Consider the following 22,683-nt stretch of genomic DNA (forward strand, 5'->3'; position numbering starts at 1 on the left):
TTTACTCTTCAGTTGTTTTTGGAACGTATACTTCTCCAGGACTAGGGTGTTGAGATATTGGTCTAACATTGATATTAGCTCTATACTCAGTTTCAGCCCATAATATTCTTTGTGCAACTAGAGCTTCTGGATTTAATTTAACTCCATCTAGGATAATCTCTTTGAATTTTTGATATCCAGCTCTATCGATTAGATGTCCACCATGTATATAGAAAGGTTTGTGATGAAGTACATTAGCACAGAAATTTTGCCAGTTTTTAACCACTGCAACTACAACATCTTCAGTAACCCAGTTTAAGAACATTTTTCCCATTCTAGGGTATTGTTTACCTGTTCTACCTCCTAAAATTACTCTATATAATTTTTGTTCAGGTCTTACCCAAGCTGATGCAGGACAAGCTTCAACACACTCTCCACAACCTACACAACAGCAAGTATCTTTTTCAATTCTGTTATTAACAAGTTTTAAAACTCTAGTAGCAGCATGTTCACACACTTTAACACATCTTCCACAACCGATACATCTATCTTTTAAATATATAGGTTTAGTTACACCGATTATTCCAAAGTCAGTAAAGTGTCCTTTTCCACAGTCATTAGGACAACCAGAGATAGACATTTTGATATGGTAGTGGCTAGGGAATATCTCTTTTTCCAATTTTCTTGCTAACTCCCAAGTATTTATATTTCCTTTGATACAGTGAGAGTTTCCGATACAAGAAGTTATATTTCTAGCTCCAATAGTTGGATAACCAGAGCAATCAGATTCCATATCAGCATCACATAGATCTATTTCAATATCTTTAATATAGTCTTGTAAAAAAGCATTAACAGCTTCTATATTTTCATATTTAATTCCAGGAGCATTAAAAGTTTGTCTCAATCCAAGGTGGAAAGTTCCATTTCCCCATTTTTCAGCAATCTCTTGAATTACAGATAGGTATTTAGCATCTATTAATCCACCAGGAACACGCATTTGAAGCATAAATTCTCCAGGAACTTTAGATTGACGAAAACAGTTTGTTTTTAATTTATTTATATTAATATCATGATTCATAATAACCTCCTACCGACTAATCTACCATATGTTTAGCCTTAGTATAATTAAATACAGGTCCGTCTAAACATACATAGACTTCATCTATTCTACAATGACCACACTTTCCAACTGCACAAGACATTTTTCTCTCAAAAGAAAGCCAAATTTTGTCTGCTGGAACTCCCAATTTTTCAAATTCTAAAGCTGTGTATTTCATCATATTAGGTGGTCCTACTATTATAACTTCCACATTATCAAAATCATCTGTAGTTAATTTTAATTGAGGAACATATTCAGTAACTAAACCAACACATTCACCATCAATTCCACACCCTTTATCAACTGTTAAAATCATAGGATGATCTTTTCTCCAGTTAACAATTTCATCTTTGAATAGAATTGAATTTTGATCTTTAAATCCGAATAATAACTCTAGTGATTCCACTTGTTCTGGATTTTTATTGATATGATGAATTAGAGATCTAACAGGTGCTAATCCAGATCCACCAGTAACAATGATAACTTTTTTACCATTTATATCAACTTGATCAAATCCCTTTCCATAAGGACCTCTCATAGGAATTATATCTCCAGGTTGTAAATTAAAGATCTCATCTGTAACAACCCCAACTTTTCTGATTAAAAATTCTGCCCAACCCTCTTCTGCAGAGAAATTAGTAACAGATATTGGACACTCTCCAACCTTAGGTAAAGATAGTTGCATAAATTGTCCAAATTTTATATTTTCAGCAAAAGGGTATTCTACTCTAAATAGATACTCTATATTTGTCATTTTTGTTATATTTAAAATTTTATATGGTTTTGGCATAATGATATTTTCCATAATACTACTCCTCCCCTCTCTTCAATTTGTCTACTTCGTCAGCTAATCTATTAACAGTTGTTGAGAAAGAGATAAATACAGGACATCTATCATCACATCTTCCGCAACCTACACACATATTATGAGTTTTAAATCTAGCCATATGATCATGTATCTTATGCATAACTTTAAATCTCATTCTCTCTCCAGCAGTTCTTCTAAAAGAGTGACCTCCAGCCATATCTGAATATCCATCAACATGACAAGAAGCAGTTATTCTTCTTCTTTCACCTGCATCTGAATCTGGTGTGTAGTTTACATCATATGTTGTGAAACAAGTGCAAGTAGAACATGCTACAGTACAACTTCCACACATTAAACAACGCTTATCAAATTCCTTCCACATATCTAAGTTTTTAACTTTATTTCTAAGTTCAGGAGTATCAATATTTGGAATTCTTACCTTTCTTATATTCTCTTCAACAAAAGAGATATTGAAATCCATTTTTTCCTGATTTTCAAAATATTTTGAAAACTCTTTATCTTTTATTTCGATAGAAACACTATCTCCATCTACTTTTATACCGAAGATGTAGTTGTCAGTTTTATTTGTTCCCATAGATACACAGAAACAAGTATCCCAACCATTTGTAGGACACTCCATAACTACAAACTTCACTTTTTCTCTAACTCTTTTATAGTAATAATCTTCAAACCCACCATTCTTTAAAAAGATCTCATCAAATCTTTCAATAGCATGGATATCACATGCTCTAGCAAATATTATGATAGGTCTATCATCAGTAACTCTTTTTTCTTTGTAATCTCCATCGTTAAAATATAAAATAGTTTCAGTTATAGGGTGATATACTTCTTTTGTAGCATAAGTAGATTTAAGATCAAATACAATCTCTTCAGCTGATTTAATTTTGTCGTATCTAATTATATCAGTATCAGAGTATCTCCCTTGTTTTGGAAAACATTTAGGAGCATAGATCTTATTCTCCTTACTTAATTCTTTTAAAACTTTGCTAAATTCATCAAAAGTTAACTTATAACCCATTAAAACTCCTCCTTTTCTTTTAATGGTTTCAATATTTTAATTTACCTTTTTCAATTATATCACTATTTAGAGTTTAACTGATCAAATTTAAGACTTATTGATGAAAAATTAACAAATATATATTACTTTTAGTTGTATGTTATATAACTTTTTTTTATTGAACTTTATTTTTTTAAAGAGAGTTCATTGATCAACTTCCTTAAGTTTTGAGATAGTAATTTATTTTTATGATACACTAAATTAAAAGTTCGAGTTAAGTTAAAATCTTTTAGTTTTATTACTTTTAATTTCCCTTGGGCTAACTCCTCTTGTACCCAACATTCAGAGATAACAGTTATTCCATAATTGTTTATAACACCCTTTATAATCACACTAGTTTCACTACATTCCCAGCCAATATTGAGAGAGTAACCCCTATCTTCTACATATTTTACAAAGATATCTCTAGTTCCACTTCCCTGTTCACGTATTATAAGGGATTCATACTGCAACTCTTGTAGTGTTATCTCCTCATCTCTTTCAAAATATTTATGATTTTTTCCACAAACTAAGATTAATCTATCCTCTTGTATAGGTTTAACAATGAGATGATTACTCTTAACAATTCCCTCTACAATTCCTAGATCTAATTCATTGGCTAATAATTTTTCCTCAATTTTATTGGTATTATTAACTAAAACTTTCAGTTTATCTCTACCTTTATATGTATTTAATATCTTTTCTAAAAAGAAATTTCCAATTGTAATAGTCACTCCTATCTGTATAGGTTGAACATAGTTTGAACTTTTCATTGTTTCTTCTAAGATATTGCAGAGATTAGTAATTCTTTTAGCATGTACTAAAAATAGTTTTCCAATATCTGTAATGCATAATTCTCTTGGATATCTTTCAAAAAGTTTCACATTATAATACTCTTCTAAATCTAAGATAGCTTTGCTTACTGCAGGCTGTGTCATAGATAGTTTTTTTGCGGCTAGACTCATTTTTTTACAAGAAGCAACCTCAATAAATATGAGTAAATGTTTTAAATTCATAATTCTGCTACTGAATAAATTTCAGTAACTCCCTCCCTATTTTAAAGTTTTATTAAATCTCTCCAAAATATTATAAATTTAAATACTAAATAATAGGTAGAACAATTATTCTACCTATTATTTAAAAGAGTTTATGTCAAAATTAGAGTAATTTTTCTCTGTATTTTTTATTTTTTGTGAAATATTATTTGTCTCTTCCGATAAGAAAGAGATATTGTGTTGAATTTTATATAGTTTTTCATCATCAATATTAAATTTTTTAAAAAGTGTATCGTGGATTCTTTTAAAAAAACCTTGAAAGTTTGATATAGTATTATTAGTAATAAAATTTCTTAGCTTAAGTCTCCACAAAAAATTATCAAATTTACTAATACTATTAAAGCAACGTTTACTTGTTTTCATACCAATTTCTTGATAATCTAAGAAGTTTGAGAGTTTAGAAGAGAGTTCATATAAAAAATTAGCAGCATATTCAATATTTTCATATGGAATTATCTTAACCTTTTTTAGGGCTGTAATGTATTTTTCTTCATCTATATTTAACTCTCTAGCTATCTCTTTAAATTTATTCTCATCAGGTTTTTCAGATAGTATCTGACCACATAGAAAACAACCTACAATCTCTCCTTTTATAATGATAGGACTAGCAAAATCAATAAGACCAGCATGGCATTTATAGATGATAGGTTTTTTTATTTCCTTGGCTTTATTTCCACCATAGGAATCACACTCCATACATCTTCTAAATCCTAATTCTGTTCCTCTGATACATTTGCTACAAAAATCTGAGAAATTACTCTGTTTTGTTAACGGTTTTCCATTAATATCAGTAATAATACTACCAATTCCAAATTCAAATGCTAATTTATCCTGAATAGTTTGAAAAAATTCAATATCTAAATACTCTGATAAATTTTCTTTATTTTTCATAAGAATACCTCAACTTTATTTTAAAATATATCCAAATCCACGTTTAGAAACTAAAAAATCATTAAGTATAGGTAATTTTTTCCGTAATCTTTTTAAGCATTGATCTACAGCTTTATCACTGATATCAAAATTATCACTCCAAACATTGTCTAAAATGTTTGTCCTAGATAGTAGAAGCCCTCTGTTCAATATGAAGTATTGAAGTATTTCAAACTCATTTTTAGATAGAGTGACAAATACATCATTGTATTGTACAGTTTTGTTATTAGGGAAAAGCTTAATATTTTCATAGGATATATAATCTTTTACTATAGGAACTCTTTCAATAAATTTTTCAATACGTATAGATAATTCAGTAAAATCAAAAGGTTTTTTAATATAGTCGTCACAACCAAGTCTAAGATTTTTGTTGACACTCTCTTGAGATGTATCAGCAGTTAAAGCTAAAATAAATGGATTCCCATAAATATTGGGACAAGTTCTGATTTTACTACAGATCTCACTTCCATTACCATCAGGTAATGAGAGATCTAAAAGAATAATATCAGGTATGGTTCTTTTTATCTCTTCTATAGCTGTAGCTAAACTGTATGCTTCAGAGATATCCAAATTGGTATTTTTTGAAAGTACCATTTTTAAGAGCTCTCTTGTCTCTTCTGAATCATCAACTATCAATAATTTTATCATTGTAATTCCCCTTTTTCATCTGGTAATAATTTCTTCCAATTGACTACATAATATAGATAACTAAAAAGTACAGACTCATTTATAGGTTTGGTAATATATCCTTCAAAACCATATGGTAAGTATTTTTCTTTATCTCCAATAATAGCTTGAGCAGTTAGAGCAAGTATTGGTGTGTTGGTGTATAGATGCTTATCACGAATATATTTTATAGTTTGAAGTCCATCCATAACAGGCATTCTAATATCTAGGAATATGGCATCAAATTTTTTAGTCTGTAGTTGCTTTAAGGCAAGTAAACCATTCTCAACACAGGTAACCTCAATATTTTCTGAAACTAAAATTGATTTTAAAAACTCTCGATTATCTTCTACATCTTCAGCTATTAAAAGAGAAAGTTTTTCCTCTCTAAAATTGAGATATTGATTAAATAGATCAGAGTAATCTAAGGTATGAGTCATTTTCTCCATCTCTTCAATCAAATATAAAATAGCATTAAAGTTGATGTTCTCTTTTTTTAGTTCTGTAGATATCTTGAGAGATGTTTCATAGATCAAAGTGAGATTAAGATTACCGTAAGTTCCCTGAATAAGGTGGTTAGTCTCTCTCAAAAGATCTATATCTTGCTTTTTATAAGCATCTTTCAATTTCTTTAATCTGATTGGAAATTTTAAGATACTCATAAGAATAATAGATTTTAGTTTTTCATTATTTGAATTGAGAAGTTTATTTAAAGCTGCTGAAAAATTCTCACCATATTTATAATAAACTTCAATAGGTATTTTTATTTTAAATGTTGTTCCAACATTTGGTTTACTTTCTACCTGGATTGTTCCTAATAAAATTTCAATTAATTTTTTACTAATGCTTAAACCGAGTCCAGCCCCAGAAGATAGTTTATTAATCTGTCCAAAGCTTTCAAAAATATATTCTAAATTCTCTTTTTCAATACCAATACCACTATCATAAACATTAAAATATAGGTAATTATCTTTAATATCAATTTCACATAACACAAATCCTTTTTCTGTATATTTAATAGAATTATGAATAATATTTTTAGCAATTTCATAAATTTTCATCTTATCTGAGTATATATATTTATCTTTTTGTAAAAACTCCAATTCAAACTTAAGATTTTTTTGTAAGGCGAGAGCATTGTGTTCATAGTAAATCTCTTGAAAAAGTTCATTAACAGAGAAACTTTCATAATTTAAATCAATTTTTCCCAACTCTATTTTAGAAAAATCAAGAAGTTCATTTGTAAAGTTTAGTAGCTTAACTCCAGAGGTATGAATGATATCCAATTTTTCTTTGAAGTTAGGATCCACATTTTCTTTGAGAAGTAATCTTGAATAACCAATAATAGGTGTGAGTGGTGTTCTCATCTCATGGCTAATTTTGGCTAGAAATTCATCTTTTGCTCTATTTGCTGATTCTGCATTCTCTTTGGAGATACTTAATTCTTTCGTTCTTTGTAAAACGATCTCCTCAAGATTTTTATTTAATTGCTGGAGCTCATCACTTAAAAGTTGGGCTTTCTCCTTCTCTTTTCTTATCTCTCCCTCTTTGACTAAGATATCTAAAATATCAATCTTAATAGAGGAGAAAACTTGATAGAGACACTCTTCCATATTTGCAAACTCTTTTTTTAATTCAGTAATAAACTTTTCGTTTACAAGAGAGATGATCTCATCAAATCTCTCTATTGTTTTATAGATATTTAATAGAGTGAATTTTGCTAAAAAATTTGAGATTAGAAAAAAAATAACAGTTGTAAAAAAAATCTTAACATATAAAAAGTTATTAAATATCGAGAAATTTTCTTGAGGTTTTAAAAGATAAATTATCAATAAAGTATTTAAAGAAAAAAGAATCGTATTGAAAAAAGCTATTTTTTTATGTATTTTCATAACCTACCCCACTAAGTATAAATTTTAGTTATAATGTTTTAAAAAAATATATAGTGACATTGATGTGACATTTTACTTTAATAATATATGAATATTAAAAATATAGCAACTACTTTTTTTTAAGGGGGTATAAAAATGGAGATATTTCAGGCAGATACAGAGATATTTGCAGGGATAGACACAGAAAAAGTTTTAGATCAAATATCTTGTAAAAAATATTTTTTTATGACAGATCCAATGATGGAAAAAATTGGAATGAGTAAAAAAATAGAGGATATTTTAAAAAGAAAAGGTATTGTTTATGAAGTATTTAGTGAAATTGAAGTGAATCCATCATTAGATTCTATAAAAAAAGCACTAGAGAAAGTAGTTGAGTTTTCTCCAGAAAAGATTATAGCTTTAGGTGGAGGATCAACACTGGATTCTGCTAAGGCAGTTTCATATTTTATGGGGAGATCTGGAATAGAGCTTCCAGTGATAGCTATTCCAACTACTTGTGGAACAGGGTCAGAGGTTACCTCTTATGCAGTTATAACTGATACAAAAAATATGGTGAAGATACCAATTAAAGATAATAAGATGATACCAAAGATAGCTATATTGGATCCAGAGTTTACAAAAACACTACCAAAATCAGTGGTAGCAGATGGTGGAATAGATGCATTAACTCATGCAATAGAAGCATACACCTCTAAAGGAGCAAATCTTTATACACAGATATATGCACTTTATGCAATAAAAACTATATTCAAAAATCTTTTAAAGATGTTTGAGAATATAGCTGATAGAGATTCTAGAGTGGAGATGGGAAAAGCTTCATGTATAGCTGGATTTTCTTTTGAGAAGGCGGGGTTAGGAATAAATCATAGTATAGCCCATAATATAGGAGGAAAATTTCATAAGGCTCATGGAAGAGCAAATGGAGTAGTTTTACCATATGTGATTAGATTCAATTCAACAGATTTAGAAACAGCAAGAAGATATTATGAGATAGCTAAAGAGTTGGAGTTACCAGCAAATACAATTGAAGAGGGAGCAAAGAGTTTAGCTATAGCTATAGAGGTATTAAATGAGAGATTAGGAATTCAAAGCTGTGTTAGAGATTTGGGTGTAGAGGAGAGTTTGTATAGATCTCTTATTCCTGAGATGGCAGAGGTAGCTATGAATGATATATGTACATCAGGAAATTTAAAGAGAGTTACACTAGAGGATATGAAAAAGATTTTTGAAATGATATATTAAAAATCTGTTTTATTAAAAGTAAAAAATGACATTTTTCTGACATTTTACATTTTTATAATTACAATGTGATATGTTTTTTTTATAGAGACTAGTATTAAGGGGGGTAATTTAATGCAAGACAATTTAGTTGAAAAAATGATGGCAGAAGTGATGGAAAAATTAAAAGAAAAGAGTGGAGAAGCTCCAAAAGTTGAGTGTGTACCTGCAAGAGAGTGTCGTTTAACTGAATTTGTTGGAGTAACAACACATGGAGATGGAATAGGGCTTGTAATAGCAAATGTAGATCCAGCTCTTCACGAAGCTATGGGATTAGATAAAAAATATCGTTCAATTGGAATAATTGGAGCTAGAACAGGTGCAGGACCATTTATTATGGCAGCAGATGAGGCTGTAAAAGCAACTAATACAGAAGTTATTGCTATTGAACTTCCTAGAGATACAAAAGGTGGAGCAGGACACGGATCATTAATATTATTTGGTGCTGAAGATGTGTCAGATGCTAAAAGAGCAGTAGAGGTTGCAATAGCAGCAGTAACTGAAAAATTTGGAGATGTATATGGAAATGATGCAGGGCATATTGAATTACAATATACAGCAAGAGCATCATATGCTTGTAACAAAGCTTTCAATGCACCACTAGGAAAATCTTTTGGTCTAATAGTTGGAGCTCCAGCAGCAATAGGGGTAGTAATAGCAGATATAGCTCTTAAAGCAGCTAATGTTGAAGTTTTAGGATATAGTTCACCAGCCAAAGGAACAAGTTTCTCAAATGAAGTAATATTAACAATATGTGGAGATTCTGGAGCAGTAAGACAAGCAATACTTGCAGCTAAAGAAGTAGGAGTTAAATTACTTGAAACTTTAGGAGGACCAGCTCCTTCATCATCAACTCCATATATTTAGAGAGAGGCTCATTATTGAAGAATAGATATGGAGGAAATAAATAGGAGGTTATAATGAGATCAAAACGTTTTGAAGTGTTAGGTGAAAGACCTGTAAATAAAGATGGATATGTAAAAGAGTGGCCAGAAGTAGGGTTAATATCAATGAACTCTCCTTTGGATCCAAAACCAAGTGTAAAGGTTGTAAATGGAAAAATAGTTGAACTAGATGGGAAGAGAAGAGAGGACTTTGACTTACTAGATCACTTTATAGCAGATTATGGAATAGTAGTAGAGAATGCAGAAAAAGTTATGGCTATGGATTCATTAGAAATAGCTAGAAAACTTGTAGATATAAACGTATCTAGAGATGAGATATTAAAGATAACTCTATCTCTAACTCCTGCAAAAGTTGCAGAGGTAATGGGAAAAATGTCTGTACTAGAGATGATGATGGCAGTTAACAAGATGAGAGCTAGAAAAACTCCTTCTAACCAATGTCACGTTACTAACTTAAAAGATAATCCAGTACAGATAGCTGCAGATGCAGCAGAAGCTTCATTGAGAGGATTTGCTGAAGAGGAAACAACAGTAGCTGTAACAAGATATGCTCCTTTCAATGCAATAGCTCTATTGGTTGGATCACAAGTTGGTAGACCTGGAATACTTACTCAATGTTCAGTTGAGGAAGCTACAGAGTTATTATTAGGAATGAGAGGACTAACTGCTTATGCAGAAACAGTATCAGTATATGGAACAGAGCCAGTATTTATAGATGGTGATGACACTCCATGGTCAAAATCTTTCTTAGCATCAGCTTATGCATCTAGAGGATTAAAAATGAGATATACATCTGGAAGTGGATCAGAGGTATTGATGGGATATGCTGAAGGATGTTCAATGTTATATCTAGAAGCTCGTTGCTTGTTCATAACTAAAGGAGCAGGGGTTCAAGGAATTCAAAATGGTTCAGTAAGTTGTGTAGGAGTACCGGGAGCAGTACCAAGTGGAGTAAGAGAGATATTAGCTGAAAACTTAGTAGCTATGATGTTAGACCTAGAGTGTGCATCAAGTAATGACCAAACATTTACTCACTCAGATTTAAGAAGAGTAGCAAGATCACTAATGCAAATGATTCCTGGAACTGACTTTATCTGTTCAGGATACAGTTCAACACCTAACTATGATAATATGTTTGCAGGATCAAACTGGGACGCAGAAGACTATGATGACTGGAATATAATTCAAAGAGACCTTAAAATAGATGCTGGATTGAGACCGGTAAAAGAGGAAGATGTTGTAAGAGCTAGAAATAAAGCTGCTAAAGCAATTCAAGCTGTGTTTGAAGCATTGGGATTACCAGAGATCACAGATGCAGAGGTAGAAGCAGCAACATATGCTCATGGAAGTAAAGATATGCCTGAAAGAGATATGGTAGCAGATATGAAAGCTGCAACAGAGATGATGGAAAGAGGAATTACAGGAATGGACGTTGTAAAAGCTCTTAAAACAAAAGGATTTGATGATGTTGCATCTGATCTACTAAAACTTATGAAATTAAGAGTAGCAGGAGACCACTTACATACATCAGCTATCTTAGATAGAGATTTCAATGTAATCAGTGCAGTTAATGATAGAAATGATTACAGTGGACCTGGAACAGGATATCAAATCTCTGCAGAAAGATGGGAAGAACTTTCAAATATTGGAAATGCAGTAGATGCATCAAAAATCAAATAGTAGTAGGAGGTAACAGATGCAACTTAATGAAAATGAAATCAGAGGATTAATAGAAGAAGTTATAAGAAGATATGCAGGACAGGAAGTGGCTACTCCTACTCCAGTAAAAGAGGAGAAAAAAGTAGTTACATCTGGAAATTTAGTTATAGAGGAAGTTGGAGAAGCTAAGAAGAGTACAAAGAGTGATGAAGTGGTAATAGCTTTAGCACCAGCTTTTGGAAAATTCCAAACTGAAACAATAACTCATATACCACATATAGATGTATTAAAAGAGTTGATGGCTGGAATAGAGGAAGAGGGATTAACTCCAAGAGTAATTAGAGTTTTAAGAACTTCAGATGTTTCTATACTAGCAAATGACGGAGCGAAATTAAGTGGATCAGGAATAGGAATAGGAATACAATCTAAAGGGACAACAGTAATTCACCAAAAAGATCTATTCCCATTAACTAACTTAGAATTATTCCCACAAGCTCCATTATTAGAGAGAGAGCACTACAGAATGATAGGAAAAAATGCTGCTAAGTATGCTAAAGGAGAATCTCCAAAACCAGTAACTCAAATGAACGATCAGATGGCAAGACCTAAATATCAAGCTATTGCAGCATTATTACATATCAAAGAGACTGAACACGTTGTAGTAAACGCTAAACCAGTTGAATTAAAAGTAAGTTTCAAATAAGAATTTAAGGGTGGTGAATGATTTGGACCAACAATTACTTGAAAAAATGATAAGAGAAGTTATGCTTTCTATGGCTAAAGGAGAGAGCAATAGTATAAATACAGTAACAAAAACTTGTGGAACAACAACTAAAGAAGATTATCCATTGAGCAAGAAAAAAGCAGATGTAGTAAAATCAGCTACTGGAAAGAAATTAGATGAGTTTACAATGGAAAATGTAATGAATGGAACAATAGGAGCAGCAGACTGTAGAATAGCTCCAGAAACTCTTGAGATGCAAGCTCAAGTAGCTGAGAGTGTAAATAGACACTCTTTTGCAAGAAACTTAAGAAGAGCAGCAGAATTGATATCTATACCTGACGATAGAATATTAGAGATATATAACTATTTAAGACCATATAGAGCAACAAAAGCAGAGTTATTAGAGATAGCTGATGAGTTAGAGCATAAATATGCTGCAAAAGTAAATGCTGAATTTGTAAGAGAGGCAGCAGAACTATATGAAAAAAGAGATAGATTAAGAAAAGATTAATCTTTCCAGTAGGGAGGAAGAATGAAACTTATTATAGGGATAGATATAGGAAATGCAACAACAGAGAGTACTCTAGCTGAAGTAAATGGAAAAGATATAAGAGTTTTGAGTAGTGGAATAGCTAAGACAACTGGAATAAAAGGAACTAAGGAGAATGTGAAGGGAGTGTTCTCATCTTTAAATGAAGCTTTTAAAAAAGCCGGAAGAGATATCTCTGAACTATCTTTGGTGAGAATAAATGAGGCAGCTCCAGTAATTGGAGATGTGGCTATGGAAACTATAACAGAGACTATAATAACAGAATCTACTATGATAGGTCATAATCCTACTACTCCAGGGGGAGCAGGGATAGGAGTGGGGATATCCACTCCTATTGAAAAAATAGATAATACTATGATTGGAAAAGAGATAGTAGCACTTATTTCAAAAGAGATAGACTTCCAGGAAGCAGCTAACATAATAAATATGTGGGTGGAAAGAGGAGTTGAGATAAAGGGTGCCATAGCTCAAAAAGATGATGCAGTCTTAATAAATAATAGATTGAATAGAAAGATGCCAATTGTAGATGAAGTACTTTATTTTGAAAAGATACCAGTAAATATGTTGACAGCATTGGAAGTGGCAGAGAAGGGGAAAGTAATCTCAATGCTTTCCAATCCATATGGAATAGCAACTTTATTTAAGTTAAATTCAGAAGAGACTAAAATGATAGTTCCAATTTCAAGAGCATTAATAGGAAATAGATCAGCAGTTGTTATAAAAACTCCAAAGGGAGATGTAAAATCAAGAGTTATTCCAGCAGGATCTATACATATAGCTGGTGAGAGTAAAAATAGAGATATCCCTGTGGATAAGGGTGCTGAGGAGATAATGGAAGCTTTAGAAGTTTGTTATCCAGTAACTGATATCTGGGGAGAAAAGGGAACTAATGCTGGTGGAATGTTGGAGAAAGTAAGAATTGTAATGGCACAACTTACTAACCAAGATCCTAAAAATATCAATATTCAGGACCTATTGGCAGTGAATACTTTTGTTCCTAAAAAGGTCAAAGGGGGAATTGCAGAGGAGTTTTCAATGGAGAATGCCATTGGATTAGCTGCAATGGTAAAGGCTGATAGATTACAAATGGAGATGATAGCCAATGATCTACAAGAAAAACTCCAAAAGAGGGTTGTAGTTGGAGGAGTAGAGGCAGAGATGGCAATAATAGGAGCTTTAACAACACCGGGAACAAATAAACCACTGGCTATAATAGATATGGGAGCAGGGTCAACAGATGCTTCTGTAATAACTAGAGATGGAAAGATAGCTTCTTGTCATTTGGCAGGGGCTGGAAATATGGTAACAATGCTAATAGATAAAGAGCTAGGGTTAGGCAACTTTGATTTAGCTGAAGATATAAAAAAATATCCATTAGCAAAAGTGGAGAGTTTATTTCATATAAGACATGAAGATGGAAGTGTTCAATTCTTTGATGAACCACTGGATCCAAAAACATTTGCAAGAGTAGTAATCTTAAAAGAGGGGGCAATGATTCCATTGGAATTAGATGAACCTATTGAGAAGATTAAGAGAGTGAGAAGGGATGCTAAGGAGAAGGTCTTTGTGGTAAATGCTGTAAGGGCATTGAAGAAAGTTACTCCAAGTGGAAATATAAGAGATATAGAGCATGTGGTACTTGTGGGAGGTTCATCACTTGACTTTGAAGTTCCTCAAATGGTTACAGATAAACTATCATACTATGGAGTTGTAGCAGGAAGAGGAAATATAAGAGGAGTAGAGGGACCAAGAAATGCAGTTGCAACAGGATTAGCTCTCTCTTATGAAGGTGAGTAATATGCAGAGAGGAAAAAAAGAGGAGATAGGAATTAATATTTTCTATTTTTCAGAAATAGAGATAGATGAGAGATTGAGTAATATTCTATGGGGAATAGAAGAGGAAGAGATACCATTTATACTAAGGAGCTGTAATGAGCCTGATGCTAAGATATTGGGGTATAACGGAGCAAAAGAATCTAAGCTACAGGTAGGAATAGGGATTGGAAGAGAAGAGATCACTCTTTATCATGAGAAGTTAAAATTAGAAAAACCATTATTTAAATATGATATTCATAGTAATAATGATATCCTAAGAGCTTTGGGAATTAATGGTGCTAGATTGATCAAGGGAAATCCATTTATTATCCCAGAGGAGACAGGAGGGGAAAAATGATAAGTTCACTAGGATTGATAGAGGTAGTTGGTCTAGTGGGAGCAATAGAAGCAGGAGATACAGCTGTAAAAGCTGCCAATGTAAGATTGATAGGAATTGAGCTTACAAAAGGTGGTGGAATGGTTACTGTTAAGATAGAAGGAGAGGTATCTGCAGTAACAGCAGCAGTAGAAGCTGGAGTTATGGCTGCTGAGAGATTGACTACTGTAGTTAGTAAATTAGTTATAGCAAGACCTTCTGTTGAAGTGGGACAAATGGTAGAACCTACTGAAGTGACAGAAGAAGTAGTGGAAGAGATAAAAGAGGAAGTAGAAGAGAAACAGGTAGAAGAGGTTGTAGAGCAAGAGAAAGAAGCTACTGAAATAGAGGTAGTTGAAACAACTGGTAAAAAAAATAGAAAAAACAAATAAAATGATAAATAATAAGGAGGAATCAAAATGGGAAACGCATTAGGATTAATAGAAACTAAAGGATTAGTAGGAGCAATAGAAGCAGCAGATGCAATGACAAAATCAGCTAATGTAGAGTTAGTAGGATATGAAAAAATAGGATCTGGATTAGTAACTGTTATGGTAAGAGGAGATGTAGGAGCTGTTAAAGCAGCGGTAGATGCAGGAGCAGCAGCAGCTGAGAGAGTAGGAAAAGTAGAATCAGTTCATGTAATTCCAAGACCACATACAGATACAGAAAAATTACTTCCAAAATTAGTTAAATAGTGATGAGTTATGAAATCATTAGAGAGTACATTGAGAGAGGTTCTAAATGAAGTTATCTCTGATGAGGTGGTAGTTGGAGTTTCAAATAGACATATACACCTTTCTCAAGAGGATTTAGAAGAGCTTTTTGGAGTGGGATACAGCTTATCTAAGATGAAAGATATGAAACAACCAGGTCAATTTGCTGCAAAGGAAACAGTGACTATTGAGGGACCAAAAGGAAGATTTGAAGGTGTGAGAATCTTAGGTCCTGTGAGAAAAGAGACACAAGTTGAGGTATCAATATCAGATAGTTTTAAAATAGGAGTTAAACCTCCAATAAGAGAGTCAGGAAAATTGGATAGAACTCCTGGAATAAAAATAATAGGTCCAAAGGGAAGTATTGTTAAAGAAAGAGGAGTAATAGTAGCTGGAAGACACATACATATGCCTAAATATATAGCTGATATAAAAGGGTATAAAGATGGAGAACTTGTGAAAGTAGAGACTTCTGGCGAAAGAAAAGTAGTGCTATACAATGTACTTTTGAGAGTAGGAAGTAATATGGCAAAGGAGATACATTTAGATATGGACGAAGCCAACGCTGCTGGACTTAAAAATGATGATTATGTAAAAATAATAAGGGATTAAGAGAGGACACCTTAGGGTGTCCTCTAAATAAAAACCCTGATAAAAGGGGTGTAAAATGGAATTTAATCTTATGGTAGATTATATAGTAAAAGAGGTATTGAAGAGATTAGAGGAAGAGAGTATTTCTAAAAAGAAGAGAGGATTAGTAATAATAAATGGTGGAACTGCTAATCTTGATCAAATATTAGTAGAGTTAGAGAAGATAAAACAGGAGTATGAAGTAGAGGTAATTTTTTCAGAAGCTGGGAAAAAGATAGTTGGAGAGGAAAAATTAAAAAACTTCGAGATAAAAGAAAACATTACAATGGAGAATTGTAGTAGCTTGATAAACCAAAATGAAATTATCTTGTTACCACTATTGACTAAAAATACTTGTGCAAAAGTAGCAGTGGGAATAAGAGATAATATCTCAACCTATGTGATATCAAAGGCGATTTTAGCTGGGAAAAAAATAGTTGCTGTGTATGATTCATGTAGAGTTAGAGATGATAATGAGTATGGAAAACAACTAAATTTAAATATAAAGAAATTACAAAGTTATGGAATAGCTTTTGTAGAAAGTAAAGATTTAGCTGACTATGTATTGAAAGAGCAAAAAAATCAATACTTGAATTTGAAGGATAAAAAGATAATTACAGCAGATGATATCTTTAGTATAAAAGATAAGAAAGTTATAATTTCTAAAGAAGCTATTGTTACAACATTAGCTAAAGAGAAAGCTCAAGAGAATAGAATTTTGTTTAAGCAGGAAAAATAGTGGAAGGTGGTCTTATGTTTTTAGCAAAAGTGGTTGGAAAGGTTGTTTCTACAACTAAAGATGAGGGATTGAATGGAAAGAAGATCCTAATTACAGCTCCAGTAGATATGGACGGAAATCTAGTAAATGAAAAGAGGATTGTAAGCATAGATAGTGTAGGAGCTGGAATAGGAGATTTAGTTTTAATTACAACAGGAAGTGTATCTGCTTATGCTTTTGCTGAAAATGGAAATGTAGCTATTGATTCTGCTATTGTGGCAATAATAGATACAATAGAAAAAAATTAGGTGGTGATACAGTTGAAAGATGTCTACACCAATTTGATAAAGGTATATACAAAAAAGGGTGACTCAGGAGAAACAGGATTATTTGGAGGAAGTAGAATTTCCAAAGATAGTCTAAAAGTGGAGGCTTATGGCAGTATAGATGAAGCAGCAGCCTTTATAGGAGAAGCTAGAGCCAGATTAGAAGATAGGGAATTAAAAGATATTCTATATAAAATACAGGAAAAATTTTTAGTAGTAGGAGCTCATCTAGCTAGTGATAAAAAAGGGATAGGAAAGCTCAAAGAGAGTATAGAGGATAGTGATATTGAGGAGCTAGAAAGAGTGATAGATAAGTATTCTAAGACACTACTTCCACTATATAAATTTATAATCCCTGGAGAGAGCATAGAGAGTGCAAGTTTACATATAGCTAGAACAGTAGTGAGAAGAAGTGAAAGACGAATGGTAGCTCTAAAGGGAGAAGAGGGTATCGACCCAAGACTATTAAAATATGTAAATAGAGTATCAGATGTGTTATTTGTAATTTCCAGAGTAGTAGAAGATAATATAAAAGTAAAAACAATTTCAAAAGTGATTTTAAATAATTTAAATATTGTTCAAAAAAGATTAAATTTAGAGAGTGCTAAAAAGATAGTAGAAGCAGGAGAGAAAAAAGCTAAGGAGTTAGGATTAGATTTTGTTATTGCAGTAGTGAGTAAAGATGGAAAACTTATCTTGGAAGCAAAGATGGATGAAGCTATTTTTGCAAGTATAGATATAGCCTTTAAAAAAGCTTATACAGCAGCAGCTTTAAAAATAGCTACCTCTGATTTAACAGAATTAACTAAACCAACAGGATCACTATATGGACTACAAAATGATAGTAGATATATAGTTTTTGGTGGCGGTGAACTACTGAAGATAGATGGAGAGATAGTTGGAGCAGTAGGAGTCAGTGGTGGAAGTGTTGAAGAGGATACAGCAGTAGCCAAAGCTTGTGTTGAAGCTTTTGAGAAGATATAGGAGGAAAAGATGAATATAGATGCAAACAATATGGAAACAGTAGTTAATTTAATAATGAAAGAGCTTAATAAGCTAAATCTTGAAGGAGATAATACAGTTTGTTGTGGAAAAAATGGAGTGTTTCACAGTGTTGAGGAGGCAGTAGCAGCAGCTAAAAAGGCTCAAAGAGAGCTATTTGATTCAAGATTGGAAGTTAGAGATAAGATAATAAAATCAATAAGAGAGCATCTAGCAAAATATGTTCAAGAGTTAGCAGAATTGGGAGTAGCTGAAACTGGAATGGGAAGAGTGTATGACAAGGCTCTAAAACATCAAGTTACAATAGAAAAAACACCAGGAGTTGAAGACTTGAGAGCATTTGCTTTTAGTGGTGATGATGGATTAACAGTTTTAGAATTAACTCCATATGGGGTAATAGGAGCAATAACTCCTTCAACAAATCCAAGTGAAACAATACTATGTAACTCAATAGGAATGATAGCAGCTGGAAATGCTGTAGTTTTCGCTCCACATCCAGGAGCAAAGAAAACATCTTTAAGAGCAGTAGAGCTTGTAAATGAAGCTATAAGATTAGCAGGAGGACCAGAAAACTTAGTGGTAACTATTGATGAGCCAAGTATAGAGAATACAAATAAATTGATGGCTCACCCAGATGTTAAGATGCTAGTTGCAACTGGAGGACCAGGTGTAGTAAAAAGTGTAATGTCTAGTGGAAAGAAAGCTATTGGAGCTGGAGCTGGAAATCCACCAGTATTAGTAGATGAAACAGCAGATATAGAAAAGGCTGCAAGAGATATAGTAGCAGGATGTAGTTTTGACAACAACCTTCCTTGTATAGCTGAAAAAGAGGTAGTGGCTGTAGACTCAATTACAGATTATTTAATATTTGAGATGCAAAAAAATGGTGCATATTTAATAAAAGATGAGGAACAAATAAAAAAATTGGCAGAGATAACATTAAAAAATGGAGAACCTAACAGAAAATATGTGGGAAGAGATGCTAAAGTTATACTAAAAGATATAGGAATAGAAGTTGGAGATGAAGTTAGAGTAATCATAATGGAGACTTGCAAAAAACATGTTTTTGCAGTTAAAGAGATGTTGATGCCTATTCTTCCAATTATAAGAGTCAAAGATGCTTGGGAAGGAATAGAAGTTTCTAAGGAGTTAGAGCATGGCTTAAGACACACTTCAATGATACACTCAAAAAATATAGATGTATTAACAAAATATGCAAGAGAGATGGAGACAACTATTTTAGTTAAAAATGGACCTTCATATGCAGGAATAGGAGTAGGTGGAGAGGGACATACTACATTTACTATAGCAGGACCTACTGGAGAGGGATTAACTTCTGCAAAAAGCTTTGCTAGAAATAGAAGATGTGTTCTTGTTGGAGGACTTTCAATAAAATAGAAAAAATTTGAGTTTTGATAGGAAGGATGAAGTTTTCATCCTTCTATACCAAAATTTGAAAGGAGGACATGGATGAAAAAAACACTTTTACTTTTAGAATTTAGGAGTATAGGGACAGGATTTGTATTTTTAGATGAGATTACTAAAAATTTTAATGTAGATATAGAAAGAGTGGGTATCCTATGTCCAGGAAAATATATGATAGTATGTAGTGGATTACAGGGTGAAATTGTATCCCTAGATAATTATCTTGAAGAGCTAAAGTCAAAATATTCAGATAAAAATATAAGCAAAATAGTTGTCAGTGGAGTGAGTATCAGTATTTTAGGAAAGTTAAATAGGGCTATAAAATATGAAGACAAGGTTAGAAGTTTGGGGTTAATAGAGTTTTCAAACAGTATTAGAGCTATTGAGATAGGAGATTTTTTAGAAGATGAGAGTCCAGTTGAGATTATAACAATTAGAGCTGGAGTTGGAATGTTTGATAAGGGTGTTGTTTTATTTGAAGGGGACACATCAGCAGTAAAAAATGCAATTGAGAGAGTAAAAAGTAGAGGGATAAAAGAGTTGGTAAGTGCAGAATCTATAAACTCACCTTCTGAAAATTTTTTAAAGAGCTTTAAAATCTAAGGAAAGAATGGAGAGAGTATATGGATTTAAATAGAGTAAATGAGTACATTAAAAGATTTGATCAAGTTATAGATAAACCAATTTTAGATTTTGATAAGAGCGAATTTTATGTTGGTGTAGACTTAGGAACTGCTAATATTGTCATGAGTGTTGTAGATAAAGATGGAAATCCAGTAGCTGGTGAAGTTTATCAATCTTCAGTGGTAAAAGATGGAATAGTGGTTGATTTTGTTGGAGCAATAAGAATAGTAAGAGAGATGAAGGCAAGATTAGAGGAGAGATTGGGGATTGAGATAACAAAGGGATATACAGCAATTCCACCAGGAGTAGAGAGTGGGAGTGTAAAAGCTATAGTGAATGTTATTGATTCTGCTGAAATAGATGTAGAAAAGGTAGTAGATGAACCAACAGCAGCAGCACAAGTTTTAAAAATAAAAAATGGTGCAGTAGTAGATGTAGGTGGAGGAACAACAGGTATAAGTGTGATAAAAGATGGAGAGGTGATATTTACAGCTGATGAGCCTACTGGTGGTACACATATGTCATTGGTATTAGCTGGAAATTATGGGATAACTTTTTCTGAGGCTGAAGAGTTGAAAAAAGATAGTTCAAGAGAGAGGGAGATCTTTCCAATAATAAGACCAGTAGTTGAAAAAATGGCTCATATAGTAAAAAGATTCCTACAAGATTTTGATGTGGAAGATGTCTATATAGTTGGAGGAGCTTGTACATTTACAGAGTTTGAAGAGGTTTTTAGAAAGGAATTAAAGAAAAATATCATAAAAACATATAAACCATTATTAGTAACACCACTAGGAATAGCTTTAACAGGGTTAGAGATACAATAATCTATTAGGAGGTAAAGTATGAATGTTTATTTGGCAGAATTTATTGGAACAGCAATGGTAACTGCTTTTGGGGGAGGAGTTGTAGCCAATGTTGTTTTGACAAAATCAAAGGCAAAAGATGCTGGTTGGATGGTAATAACAACAGGTTGGGCATTGGGAATAGCTGTGGCAGTATATACTGTAGGTTGGGTGAGTGGAGCTCATCTTAATCCAGCTGTGACTATAGCCTTAGCAACTATAGGAGCTTTAGATTTACAGTTTGTACCTGGGTATATAATAGCTCAATTATTAGGGGCAATGTTTGGAAGTCTATTGATGTTTTTAGCTTATAAAAAGCATTTTGATGAGGAAACTGATTCAGGAGCATTATTAGCGATCTTTTGTACAGGTCCTGCTATAAGAGATTATCTGTGGAATACTGTTACTGAGGTAATAGCAACAGCAATATTTATATTTTCAATCTTAGGATTAGGAAATTCACATAATACTTTAGTTGAATTTACTCTTTCAAATGGAGATAAGGCAACAGGAAGTATTGGAATTTTAGGAGCATTATTAGTTGGATTTTTAGTGTGGGCTATGGGACTTTGTTTTGGTGGACCAACAGGATATGCTCTAAACCCAGCAAGAGATCTAGGACCAAGAATTATGCACGCCTTATTACCTATAAGACATAAAGGGGGATCAGATTGGGGCTACTCTTTAGTACCAATAGTTGGACCTATCCTTGGAGGGGTAATAGGAGCTTTAGTATATCAAGCTTTATTTAGTTAAGATATTTGAAAAAATGGGAGTTTTCAAAAATTTGAAAGCTCCTATTTTCAGTTTTAGTGGCTATATGTTTTGTATCATAATAATTTTATCAAAAGGAATTTTTTTATTTACTTTTTTTCTTTTCTATTATATACTATACTTATAATACACACTATACATATGAGGAGGTATATTATGGGAATTGCTCTAAGAAAAAATATTACTTTATCAGAAGAAGAAAACCAAATCATTCAAGATTTTTGTAAAAAAATAGGAAAATCTTTTTCTGAAGTGATGAGAACAGCAACTCTTAATTATATAAAAGAAACTGAAAAACAGGATCTAGCTCAATTCTTAGCTAATAATTGTGAATACGTAGATAGCAAAGAGCAAGATGAAATTGATGAATTAATGAAAAAATTAGAAAATGATACTGATGAGGGTAGGGAGATTTCTTTAGATGAGTTATTACAATTATAAGGTTCTATATAAAAAGAGTGCTGAAAAATTTTTAATGTCTAATAAAATTGAAGGATTAAGGTTTTACAAGGCTTTTAAAGAATTGACTGAAAGTAATGAGAATGTAAAAAAATATAATATTAAAAAATACCATTGTTCTAATGACTATACCTATAGATTAAGAATTGGAAGTAATAGAGCTCTATTTGAAGTTCATCAAGATAAAATTGTAGTTATAGTATTAGATATAGGAAGTCGTGGAGACATTTATAAAAAAGGTAAATAAAAAACTCTAATTAAAAAGATTCTTTGTCAAATAGTATTGATAAGTAAAACAAAATAAAATTTCAATGAGGCTTTAGCAATTTATTAAAAAAATTACTAAGGTCTCTTTGTATAAAGATAACCAC

Annotated in this window: 26 protein-coding genes; 19 read left to right on the top strand and 7 right to left on the bottom strand. The window is 32.3% G+C overall.

All coding sequences use genetic code 11. The annotated features are described in order from the left end of the window. Position 1: 1 nt before the first annotated feature. The 7 genes from asrC to QZ286_RS09230 all read right to left on the bottom strand — a co-directional run bounded on the left by asrC (position 2) and on the right by QZ286_RS09230 (position 7,486). Positions 2-1,057 carry a sulfite reductase subunit C gene (gene asrC, locus QZ286_RS09200; protein ID WP_291256670.1) on the bottom strand — a complete coding sequence of 352 codons (1,056 nt, stop codon included), beginning with the start codon at positions 1,055-1,057 and terminating at the stop codon, positions 2-4. A gap of 16 nt (positions 1,058-1,073) precedes the next feature. Next, complete coding sequence (asrB, locus tag QZ286_RS09205) at positions 1,074-1,883, bottom strand: anaerobic sulfite reductase subunit AsrB (RefSeq protein ID WP_291256671.1); 810 nt, start codon at positions 1,881-1,883, stop codon at positions 1,074-1,076. A gap of 4 nt (positions 1,884-1,887) precedes the next feature. Continuing rightward, complete coding sequence (gene asrA, locus QZ286_RS09210) at positions 1,888-2,925, bottom strand: anaerobic sulfite reductase subunit AsrA (protein WP_291256672.1); 1,038 nt, start codon at positions 2,923-2,925, stop codon at positions 1,888-1,890. Positions 2,926-3,089: 164 nt separating this feature from the next. Continuing rightward, positions 3,090-3,959 carry a LysR family transcriptional regulator gene (locus QZ286_RS09215; RefSeq protein ID WP_291256673.1) on the bottom strand — a complete coding sequence of 290 codons (870 nt, stop codon included), beginning with the start codon at positions 3,957-3,959 and terminating at the stop codon, positions 3,090-3,092. 117 nt (positions 3,960-4,076) lie between these two features. After that, positions 4,077-4,889, bottom strand: a complete 813-nt coding sequence (locus QZ286_RS09220; protein WP_291256674.1) for a PocR ligand-binding domain-containing protein — start codon at positions 4,887-4,889, stop codon at positions 4,077-4,079. A gap of 15 nt (positions 4,890-4,904) precedes the next feature. Next, positions 4,905-5,576: a response regulator transcription factor gene (locus tag QZ286_RS09225; protein WP_291256675.1), complete on the bottom strand. Its 672-nt coding sequence runs from the start codon at positions 5,574-5,576 to the stop codon at positions 4,905-4,907. Beyond that, positions 5,573-7,486 carry a response regulator gene (locus QZ286_RS09230; protein WP_291256676.1) on the bottom strand — a complete coding sequence of 638 codons (1,914 nt, stop codon included), beginning with the start codon at positions 7,484-7,486 and terminating at the stop codon, positions 5,573-5,575. The genes QZ286_RS09225 and QZ286_RS09230 overlap by 4 nt, the downstream gene beginning before the upstream one ends. 135 nt (positions 7,487-7,621) lie before the next feature. Here QZ286_RS09230 and QZ286_RS09235 point away from each other — a divergent pair, with 135 nt between their 5' ends. The 19 genes from QZ286_RS09235 (at position 7,622) to QZ286_RS09325 (ending at position 22,559) form a co-directional block, all read left to right on the top strand. Continuing rightward, positions 7,622-8,728: an iron-containing alcohol dehydrogenase gene (locus QZ286_RS09235; protein WP_291256677.1), complete on the top strand. Its 1,107-nt coding sequence runs from the start codon at positions 7,622-7,624 to the stop codon at positions 8,726-8,728. Positions 8,729-8,839: 111 nt separating this feature from the next. Further along, positions 8,840-9,631, top strand: a complete 792-nt coding sequence (gene pduB, locus QZ286_RS09240) for a propanediol utilization microcompartment protein PduB (RefSeq protein WP_291256678.1) — start codon at positions 8,840-8,842, stop codon at positions 9,629-9,631. A gap of 53 nt (positions 9,632-9,684) precedes the next feature. Continuing rightward, positions 9,685-11,349, top strand: a complete 1,665-nt coding sequence (locus QZ286_RS09245; protein ID WP_291256679.1) for a propanediol/glycerol family dehydratase large subunit — start codon at positions 9,685-9,687, stop codon at positions 11,347-11,349. Between the two features lie 16 nt (positions 11,350-11,365). After that, the gene (locus QZ286_RS09250; protein ID WP_291256680.1) at positions 11,366-12,031 is read left to right on the top strand and encodes a propanediol/glycerol family dehydratase medium subunit; all 666 of its coding nucleotides are present in this window, start codon (positions 11,366-11,368) and stop codon (positions 12,029-12,031) included. Positions 12,032-12,053: 22 nt separating this feature from the next. Further along, on the top strand, positions 12,054-12,563 hold the full coding sequence (locus QZ286_RS09255; RefSeq protein ID WP_291256681.1) for a diol dehydratase small subunit: 510 nt from the start codon (positions 12,054-12,056) through the stop codon (positions 12,561-12,563). Between the two features lie 21 nt (positions 12,564-12,584). Continuing rightward, positions 12,585-14,399 carry a diol dehydratase reactivase subunit alpha gene (locus tag QZ286_RS09260; protein WP_291256682.1) on the top strand — a complete coding sequence of 605 codons (1,815 nt, stop codon included), beginning with the start codon at positions 12,585-12,587 and terminating at the stop codon, positions 14,397-14,399. A 1-nt stretch (position 14,400) separates the two neighbouring features. Continuing rightward, positions 14,401-14,775: a glycerol dehydratase reactivase beta/small subunit family protein gene (locus QZ286_RS09265; protein ID WP_291256683.1), complete on the top strand. Its 375-nt coding sequence runs from the start codon at positions 14,401-14,403 to the stop codon at positions 14,773-14,775. Further along, a complete protein-coding gene (locus tag QZ286_RS09270; protein ID WP_291256684.1) occupies positions 14,772-15,185 on the top strand; it encodes a BMC domain-containing protein in 414 nt (137 codons plus the stop codon). The genes QZ286_RS09265 and QZ286_RS09270 overlap by 4 nt, the downstream gene beginning before the upstream one ends. A 27-nt stretch (positions 15,186-15,212) precedes the next feature. Further along, positions 15,213-15,491: a propanediol utilization microcompartment protein PduA gene (gene pduA / locus QZ286_RS09275; protein WP_176846659.1), complete on the top strand. Its 279-nt coding sequence runs from the start codon at positions 15,213-15,215 to the stop codon at positions 15,489-15,491. 9 nt (positions 15,492-15,500) lie between these two features. Further along, a complete protein-coding gene (locus tag QZ286_RS09280) occupies positions 15,501-16,121 on the top strand; it encodes a phosphate propanoyltransferase (protein WP_291256685.1) in 621 nt (206 codons plus the stop codon). 55 nt (positions 16,122-16,176) lie between these two features. Beyond that, entirely contained in the window at positions 16,177-16,878 is a 702-nt protein-coding gene (locus QZ286_RS09285) for a flavoprotein (RefSeq protein ID WP_291256686.1), read from the top strand. Between the two features lie 14 nt (positions 16,879-16,892). Next, positions 16,893-17,165, top strand: a complete 273-nt coding sequence (locus tag QZ286_RS09290) for a EutN/CcmL family microcompartment protein (protein ID WP_291256687.1) — start codon at positions 16,893-16,895, stop codon at positions 17,163-17,165. A 12-nt stretch (positions 17,166-17,177) separates the two neighbouring features. After that, positions 17,178-18,167: a cob(I)yrinic acid a,c-diamide adenosyltransferase gene (locus QZ286_RS09295; RefSeq protein WP_291256688.1), complete on the top strand. Its 990-nt coding sequence runs from the start codon at positions 17,178-17,180 to the stop codon at positions 18,165-18,167. A 9-nt stretch (positions 18,168-18,176) separates the two neighbouring features. Next, positions 18,177-19,583 (top strand): aldehyde dehydrogenase family protein, encoded by a 1,407-nt coding sequence (locus QZ286_RS09300; RefSeq protein WP_291256689.1) that lies wholly within the window; start codon positions 18,177-18,179, stop codon positions 19,581-19,583. A gap of 72 nt (positions 19,584-19,655) precedes the next feature. After that, positions 19,656-20,213, top strand: coding sequence for a BMC domain-containing protein (locus tag QZ286_RS09305; protein WP_291256690.1), 558 nt, complete (start codon positions 19,656-19,658; stop codon positions 20,211-20,213). A 20-nt stretch (positions 20,214-20,233) separates the two neighbouring features. Then, positions 20,234-21,061 carry an ethanolamine utilization protein EutJ gene (eutJ, locus tag QZ286_RS09310; protein ID WP_291256691.1) on the top strand — a complete coding sequence of 276 codons (828 nt, stop codon included), beginning with the start codon at positions 20,234-20,236 and terminating at the stop codon, positions 21,059-21,061. 18 nt (positions 21,062-21,079) lie between these two features. Beyond that, entirely contained in the window at positions 21,080-21,835 is a 756-nt protein-coding gene (locus QZ286_RS09315) for an MIP/aquaporin family protein (RefSeq protein ID WP_291256692.1), read from the top strand. A gap of 174 nt (positions 21,836-22,009) precedes the next feature. Then, positions 22,010-22,294: a hypothetical protein gene (locus tag QZ286_RS09320; RefSeq protein WP_291256693.1), complete on the top strand. Its 285-nt coding sequence runs from the start codon at positions 22,010-22,012 to the stop codon at positions 22,292-22,294. Beyond that, positions 22,275-22,559, top strand: a complete 285-nt coding sequence (locus tag QZ286_RS09325; protein ID WP_291256694.1) for a type II toxin-antitoxin system RelE/ParE family toxin — start codon at positions 22,275-22,277, stop codon at positions 22,557-22,559. Before QZ286_RS09320 ends, QZ286_RS09325 begins: the two co-directional genes overlap by 20 nt. Positions 22,560-22,683 lie beyond the last annotated feature (124 nt).

It is taken from the genome of Fusobacterium sp., from assembly GCF_019012925.1.
GTDB lineage: Bacteria > Fusobacteriota > Fusobacteriia > Fusobacteriales > Fusobacteriaceae > Fusobacterium_A.